Source organism: Streptomyces sp. NPDC093221 (assembly GCF_044753885.1).
GTDB lineage: Bacteria > Actinomycetota > Actinomycetes > Streptomycetales > Streptomycetaceae > Actinacidiphila.
In genome coordinates this window covers 410,329-418,035 of sequence record NZ_JBIVOA010000007.1, presented here as the reverse complement: position 1 = coordinate 418,035, position 7,707 = coordinate 410,329, and the positions used below count along the sequence as shown (strand labels likewise).

General features: G+C 67.5%; 3 protein-coding genes and 1 pseudogene. All 4 read right to left on the bottom strand.

What is annotated here, in order from left to right; translation table 11 throughout:
- Window positions 1–345, bottom strand: a pseudogene (locus ACIQCJ_RS26565) (IS701 family transposase); the annotation flags it as partial.
- Entirely contained in the window at window positions 297–578 is a 282-nt protein-coding gene (locus ACIQCJ_RS26560; protein ID WP_402712732.1) for a hypothetical protein, read from the bottom strand. The pseudogene ACIQCJ_RS26565 and the gene ACIQCJ_RS26560, both read right to left, overlap by 49 nt.
- Before the next feature lie 338 nt (window positions 579–916).
- Complete coding sequence (locus ACIQCJ_RS26555; RefSeq protein ID WP_366823769.1) at window positions 917–1,201, bottom strand: hypothetical protein; 285 nt, start codon at window positions 1,199–1,201, stop codon at window positions 917–919.
- Between the two features lie 91 nt (window positions 1,202–1,292).
- Window positions 1,293–7,514 carry an RHS repeat-associated core domain-containing protein gene (locus ACIQCJ_RS26550; RefSeq protein WP_402712731.1) on the bottom strand — a complete coding sequence of 2,074 codons (6,222 nt, stop codon included), beginning with the start codon at window positions 7,512–7,514 and terminating at the stop codon, window positions 1,293–1,295.
- Window positions 7,515–7,707: the final 193 nt, after the last annotated feature.

Below are 7,707 nucleotides of genomic sequence, written 5' to 3'. Positions count from 1 at the left end.
GTTGTTCGTTGCAGGTGAGCGGGGTGCGGGTGTCGGGTGCGGGGTGGCGGTCGCCGTCGTCCGCGCGGACGACGGCGATGAAGGCGTGCGCAGCATGGCGAGGGTGGCCCATCGGGACCAGGACGAGTAGCGGCGGACCTGGTGCTCGTCCAGGCCAGCCAGGCCATTGCTGGCCTGGAAGTACTCCTCCACTCGCCATCGTGATCCGGCGACGCGCACCAGGGTGTTCAGGGGCACCGGTGCGGGCGAGTAGCAACGGTGGTAGGCGAGTTAGCCGGTGCTCCGGTTGCGGCGGATCAGCAACCGGCGGCTTCTGTGCCGGGGGTTTTGTAGGTCGACAGCGGCGACGCCCATCGGGGAATCATCTCCCTACCGTCACCGGTGTCCCAGTTCACCGCGAACTGCACGGCGACCTTGTCGCCGTCGATGCCCCCGCCGTCGAGATCGGTGACGTTGTACGCCGTGAGGGTGGGCAGCGAGCGAACGTACTTACCCGCGCCCGGCTTGCCGCACGTGCCTCCGAAATTCGACGTCAGCTGCGACATGCTGATCTGTGCCGACGGCCGGTTGTACTCCACGCGCAGGAAGGCGTCGTCGGAGAACCGCTTCCAAGCGGACGCTAAGATTCGGACCATACCCGGGCCAACAGAGTGGCACCAATCGACCCAACCATCGTTTTACCTGATCACAGACCTGTCGGCGACCTCCTAGCGGCGGCGCACGGCTTCTTCACTGCACCGGACGGCGTCCCGGGGAGCTGGCTCCTTGCCACCGTTCCCGAGCGCACGGCGGCATAGGGCGCGGTACCGAGTGTGGGAGCCAGGCGTCCGCTTGCACCCGGGTCTGCCGCTCTTCCGATGTCACTCGGTCAGAGCGGTGGCACTCGCGCTTGGCATGTCGTCGGCGGGAGCTCCGTTCACTTCCAGAGCTGCCCGTCCCTCTTCTTGGAGCGCGAAATTCGTGAGGCCCAGAAGCCGACGCCCATGACCACGGCCCCGCCGATAATGAGAGCAAGAATATTGAGGAGCGCCCCGACCATAAATGGGATAAGACCGACGGGAAGAAGCCATCGCAGCAACGGCCCGTCCGGGAACCTACGAGCATCCCAAACAAATCCAGCCAAAAGAGCTACCATGACGAGTATGCCCACCGGCGCAATGCCTCCAGTGGACGAATACTTGGCGATCAAATCATGACCCATGGATTTTCTGTCCAATCCTGTACAACCGCGCGAGACCGTGGCGCCCGGCGGAAACCCACCGCCGGGCGCCACACCACTTCACATGCCATGGCTACCAGCCCAGCGTCCCCCACACCGCTGCCGCCGCCTGCTGGTACAGGCGAGCCTGGCCTGCTCTGGTGCCGACTGAGTACAGCAGCGGCAGGTTCTTGACAAACGTACCTCCCTCCCTGACCACGTTCACCCGCCACGCAACAGTGTCGAAGGCCACACCGCTACCGAGTGCCGCCCAGTCGGCGTTGGTCTTCTTGCTCTGCCCGAAGGCGATTCCGCGATTGGCCACCGAAAGCGTGAATGCCGCGGTCCCGACTGCGGCGCAGGCACCTGCCGTGCCAACAGTGCAGACTCCGAAGGCGCCGATAGCGGCGACCTTCACTATGTTGGACCGATTGTCGTAGGCCCACTGACCAGCCGTCTTCACGCCTGAAGAAGCCGCGTCCCAGCCGCTGTTGATTCCGGACTTGATCTTGCCGAAGATGCTGTTCTTCTTCCGCCGCTTCTCTTCGGCGAGCTTCTTCGCGCGTGCCGCGGCCTGGGCCTTGATCCGGGCGGCTGCGGCGGCCTGCTGCTGGGCGCGGGCGTAGGCGTAGCCGTCGTCGATCATGTAGTGGGTGGGGTTGGCCTGGTAGGCGGCGTATTTCTGGCGGGAGGTCGTGTCCTTCTTCGGGGACTGCTGCCAGACCCATTTGCCGTTCTTGTAGGTGTAGCCGGCGTTCATGCCGCGGTCGTTGGCCCACTGGTTGTCGGTGGTGGTGCCGCCGTCGGTGGGGCCGAGGGGGCGGGTGCCGTCGGGGTCGGAGAGGGTGACCGGGTTGTTGTGAGCGTAGGAGTAGGCGTTCATCTGGGCCGGGTCGCCGGTGTCGATGACGGGGTCGACGGAGATGAAGCGACCGAGAACGGGGTCGTATTCGCGGGCGCCGAGGTGGGTCAGGCCGGTCGGGTCGGTGGTGCCGCCGACGAAGCCCTGGGTGCCGGGGAAGGTCCCTGAGGTCGCCCGGATCTGGCCGAAGGGGAGTTCCTTGCGGCGGGTGACCGCGAAGGTGGTCGAGTCGACCGCGGTGGTCGCGGTGTCCTGCTGGTCGGTGAAGAGGTAGGAGATGGTGGCGCCGCTGCGGACGGCGACGGTGTCGCCGTTGTGCGTGTAGTAGCGGGTGCCGGTCTTGGTGGTGCCGTCGGCTCCGAGCTTGAGTTCGCTGCCGTCGGGCAGGGTCAGGGTGCCAGTGCCGTCGACGTCCTTGGCGATGAGCCGGTTGCCGTCGGCGTCGTAAAGGTAGCTGGTGGTCTTGCCGGCCTGGGTGAGGGTGGCCAGGTGGCCCTCCGCGTCCCAGGTCAGGTCCTGGACCTGGCCGCCGGTGGTGCGCTTGGTGGTGTTGCCCGCCTTGTCGTAGCCGAAGGTGCTGGTCGCACCGTTGTCGGCACCGCCCGCGACCGACGTCTGCTGCACCGCGTGCGGCAGCCCGGTGTTCGGTTCGGGCTGGGTGTAGGTGGTGACGGCATCGGTCCCCGCGGAGGCCCCGGTGCCGTGGTCGGTCTGCTCGCTGCGGTTTCCGGCCAGGTCGTAACGGAAGCTCTGCCAGTATGCATCCGGGCCACCGACGGTGCTCGTGGCGGGCGCCTTGGAGCAGTCGGTCGCCGCCGTCCACGCCTCGGTGAGCTGTCCGAGCGCGTTGTCGGTGAAGCACTGCGTGTCGGTGGACTTGGCCGTGTCCTGGCCGCTGGCGGTGCTGATCGAGGTGATGTTGCCGGCCGGGTCGTAGACGTAGGAGGTGTCGTCGATCCGCTGCGGTGCCAGGTCACGGTCCGTGGTCTGCTGGATGAGGCGGCCGGTGGACTCGTCGTACTGCTGCGACTGGTACACCTTCTTGCCTACCGTGCCCCCGAATTCGGTGCGCACCGGCCTGGAGAAGGCGTCGTACGTCGTGTTCGCGACCAGGACCACGCCGGCCCGGCTGGTGCGGATCGGCATGTCGTCGCTGTTGTAGTTGGTCGTGATCCGCTCGGACGGGACATTGCCCACGGCAGGTGTCAACGTCCAGTCCTGGAGACCGGTCTGGTCGTTGTAGCCGTAGGTCCAGGAGTACGTGCCCGCCAGTCCGCCGGCCGCGGCCGGAATGGTCACCGAGGTGGAGGTCGGCTGGTAGCGGTCGTTGTAGCCGCCGGTCGCGGTGGTGTACTCGGCGCCGCCGACGAAACGGCTGCTGCTGGTCAACTGCCCCTTGGCAAGCGTGTCGTACGTCCAGGAAGCGAGCGTGGTGCCGCCCTGCTTCAGCGCGGTCTTCCTGCCGAGCTTGTCGTACTCCGTCGTCAGCGTGACGCCGCGGGCGTCGGTGCTGGTGACGGGACGGCCGTCGTTGTCGTAGCCGGTGGTGGACACTCCCTTGTCGGGGTCGTCCGCCTTCGTCTGCTGGCCGCGGTTGTCGAAGGTGTAGGACCACACGTTGCCGGCGGGGTCGGTGACCTTCACCGGCTCGTCGTACTTGCCGTAGGCGTACGTGGTGGTCTGCGATGCCGTCCGAGCCGTGTCGGTGTACTGCATGAGGGCCGTCTTGCGGCCGAGCGCGTCGGTGACGGTGGTGGTGGCCGTGCCGCCCTTCGGCGGGATCACCGTGGTGCGGTCGCCGTCGTAGGCCGTGGTCGTACGCCACTGCTCGTCACCGTACTTGACGGTGATCGCGTCGGTGATCCGCCCGCTGCCGTCGTAGACGTTCGAGGTGGCGTCGGGCACCTTGGTGTCGTCGCCGCTGACCAACGTGGCAGAGGGGGAGCCGGAGGCGTAGTAGGTGCCGTACGTCTTGCGGGTGAAGCCGCGAGTGTCGTAGAGCGTTTCGCTCACCAGCCGGTCCTGCGTGCCGGTGGCCGGCGTCTGCGTCTCGCGGGGGCGCAGCAGACCGTCGTAGAAGCTGTAGATGGTGCTGTAGGTGCCGTCCCTCTTGATCGCCTTGGTTGTGATTACATTCGCGGCGGTACGGGAGATGGAGTAGGCGTACTGGACCGATGGCTGAGTGGCGTGGGCGGCCTTGGCCCAGCCGGGCTTCCAGACACTCGTCAGTCGGCCGAGTCCGTCGTAGACGGCGTCGGTGCGCTTGCCGTTGGCGTCGGTCGAGCCGGTCACGACACCGCGTGTCGGGTCGTACTCGCTGGTGACGGTCTGGCCGAGCGCGTTGGTCTCGGTCGAGGACGTCGGCGCCGCGATGGTGGCAGGGGTGTAGGCGGTGGTCGTGCTGTGCCCGAGCGCGTCGGTCTCGGCCAGCTCACGGCCGTGCTGGTCGTAGGTGTGGGTGGCGGTGGTCAGATAACCGGTGCCGGCCGCGTCCTGCTCGTCGACGCGGGTGATGTCGCCCTTGGTGGGCGCGGCGGTCAGGCTGGTGGCGCCGTCGTAATAGTGGCGCTCCACGGAGACCAGGTCCGCGGGCAACGACGGAGTCGTGCCACAGGGTTTGGCGACGGTCCGGACCTCGGCGATCAGCGTCAGAAGATTCGCCGCGGCGTTGGGCGCGTACGTCGTCGTCGCACATTCCTCGTCACCGGACTTGGCGGTGTCGCCGAGCCGGGATTCGGTGAGGACCTTTCCGTCCGCGTCATAGGTGCGCTCGGTCCTGGTTGTGCGCCAGCCGGTGCCGACCGCGGTCGCGGTGGATTCCGAGCCGTTGCCGGTGGCGTACGACGACAGCGCGGACAGGCCGGTGCGGCTCATCTTGGCGGTCGCCGGGCCGTGCCAGGGCTCGTAGCTGGTGGCGGTTAGCAGTTTGCCGCCGTCACCGTTGTACGTCATCTCCTCGCGGGTCATGCCGGCGTAGGAGCTGTGGTCGGTGTAGGCGGTGCCGTCGTGGGTCGTGACCTGGGCGCCGTCGATGCCCCGGAAGTAGCGGTATTCCTTGAGCGTCTTCGGGTCCGAGCCGGCGCCGGTGCGGACCTGGACCAGGCCGTAGCCTTTCCGTTCGCCGTAGGTGAGGTACTTGGCCTTGGTGAACTCGTCCTCGTCCTTGCCCCAGGCCATGCCGCCCACATAGCTGTAATCGGTCTCCTTAGCGGGTGCGCCGCCGGTGTTGTCCTGCTCAATCACCTGCGTGACCGCATAGGTGTGGAACCAGTCCAGGTACGGCTCGTACTCGGCGCCGGGGGCCTGGGGCGGGGACCAGATAACCGGGTAGCAGCGGCGCGTGTTGGACGACGGGGACGGTACGTCGCCCGCCTTGCAGTCCCTGGCCGTGTAGGTGATACCCAGACTCGAGCCGGTCTCGCTGTCGATGCCGTAGACCCGGTAGCGGATCATCGGCGGTACCGGGTCGGGTGAGCCTCCGGTCGTGGCACCCTCGACCCGGTTGTGGAGTTGCTGGCCGAGGAAGGTCACCCGGGGCAGCGCGGCATCGCCGGTACCGGTGTGGCCCGTGCGGGCGATCGAGGCCAGCCACAGAGCGGGCGAGGTGCCGTCGCCGGTGGCCGGGAACTGCTGGGTCAGGTCCCAGGTGTCCACAGGCTTGAAGGCGGTGCCGACCAGCACCGAGGTGTCGATCTTCGTCAACCGCTTGCGGGTCCAGAACGACGGCGAGTAGTTCCCGGTGCAGGTCGCGCCGGTCGCGCAGTACTGGTCGAAGGGCACGTCGGGCCAGTTCGCCGCGTGGGCCTTGTCGAACGTACCGCAGTCGGTCAGGCAGCGCTCGGCGACGGTGAAGTCGACCTTCGCCGCGGGCGTCGCGTAGAAGTTGCTGGAGCGCAGGCCGTACTCGATGCGCTTGAGGTAGCCGCCGCGGGTGTAGGGGGTGGACGTGGCGGCGCCGGTGTCCGGATTGACGTTGCGGCCGTAGGAGTTGGACTCCTTGGCCCAGTAGTACGTCATCGCGTCGCCGTGCGGGTCGACCACCGCGTCCAGATTCCATCGCCACGCCTGTTGGCACCAGGAGTCCGCGAAGGCGGTGGCGTGGCAGGGCTCGTCGGCCTGGTTGCCGTACACCGGCACGGTCCAGGTGGAGTTGGTCTCGTCCTTGCCAGTGGTCCAGCCCGCCGGGCGGTTGAGGCCGAAGTAGTAGACGGTCCCGTCCGGTGTGGTCACCTTCCAGTACTCACCGTCGTTGTCACCGTTGTTGTTCGTGGAGCTGGTGAGCTTTTCGGCCTTGGTGCCGTCGTCGCTCTCCAGGTGCCACTCGCCAGTGGTGTCGTCCTTGACCAGTGTGTTGCTGTGGCCGTTCAGGTTCAAAACGGCGTTGTCCTTCTTCCAGCACTGGTCACCGACCTGGGCGGTGGTGTTGCTGCCCGACGTGTCGTCAGCACAGGACACGTACTGCCGCTCGATGTAGCCGGGGTCCATCGACCAGCCGTCGCCGATCCAGTTCGCCTGGTTATTGGTGGCCGCGGTCCGGCCATCGACCGACTGGGAGGCGTAACCGAGCGAAAGGTCCGGCTGCACACCGCCCGCCGCCTCGGGGGTGTCGATGCCATACGTCCAGGAGAAGCCGCCGTTGCTGCCGCCCGCCGACCAGGACGCGGACGGGGCCAGCGACGTCGCCTTGAAGTCACCGGCGGCACCGGCCGCCGAAGCCGTCACGGCCAGCAGCACAGTGCCGTCGGTGGCGCTCAGACCGGTCACGGAACGCGCGGCCGGCTGCGCCTTGCCGACGGGTGCGGTCTGCGTACCGGCGGTGGAGGCCGTCGCGGCCGTCAGGTCCACGGCCGCCGTCAGCGTTCCGGCCTTGGTGTCGTTGTCCGTCGTCAGAGCCTCGCCGGCGTTGCACGCAGGGGCCGTCGGGGAGGTCAGCGCGCAGGAGGGCAGCTTGCGCAGCTGCAGCCGGGACGCCCAGTCACCGCCGTAGGCACTGCGGAAGCCGGAGTAGACGACCTGGACGTCGACTGCGCCCTTGGCGCCCTGAGCAGGCTTGACCGCGATCACGACGCCGTCGATGCCGAGCTTCTTCGCGGTGTCCTGGCCGAGCACCTGCACCTGTGCCTGCTGTGGCCCGGGGTCGGTGGCTCCCTCGGCCGTGTGTGTTCGGGCCGCGCTCTGCCGGAGGCGTACCGGGAGCGAACCGGCCGCCTTACGGGCCGTGCCCGCAGCGGGTATCGCCGCCGTCGCGGTCCCGGCCGCGGGCCAGGTCACCTTCGGCGCACCCTTCCAGGCGTGCTGCGCGGCCTCGTCCGTACGCGCCTTCGGCTTCGCCCCGACCGGTGTGGCCGGAACCGGGTGCGGCTTGGACAACTTGAGCAGGCTCAGTTCGGCAGCGGCCGCCACAGGACCGGCCAGCAATCCGAGCAGCAGATACACGACGAGCGAAAGACTCACGGCATAGGCCGCTCTTTGCCGACGTGTCCTGGCCCGTGCGGGACTCCGCTGAAAATGGGTCCGCAAAACGGACACTTTACCCCCCCAAGGGCTCACGCAGTGTTGACGATTCGGCTGACATTAGCACCCGAAAAGAGCCGTCAAAGAATCAGGCCGACCGCGAATTCTTCGCTTCGATTCCCATAGCACAAGA

Bases quoted from the DNA above. Each gene is read 5' to 3' on its own strand.
- ACIQCJ_RS26555 (WP_366823769.1), bottom strand. From the start codon at position 1,201: ATGGGTCATGATTTGATCGCCAAGTATTCGTCCACTGGAGGCATTGCG.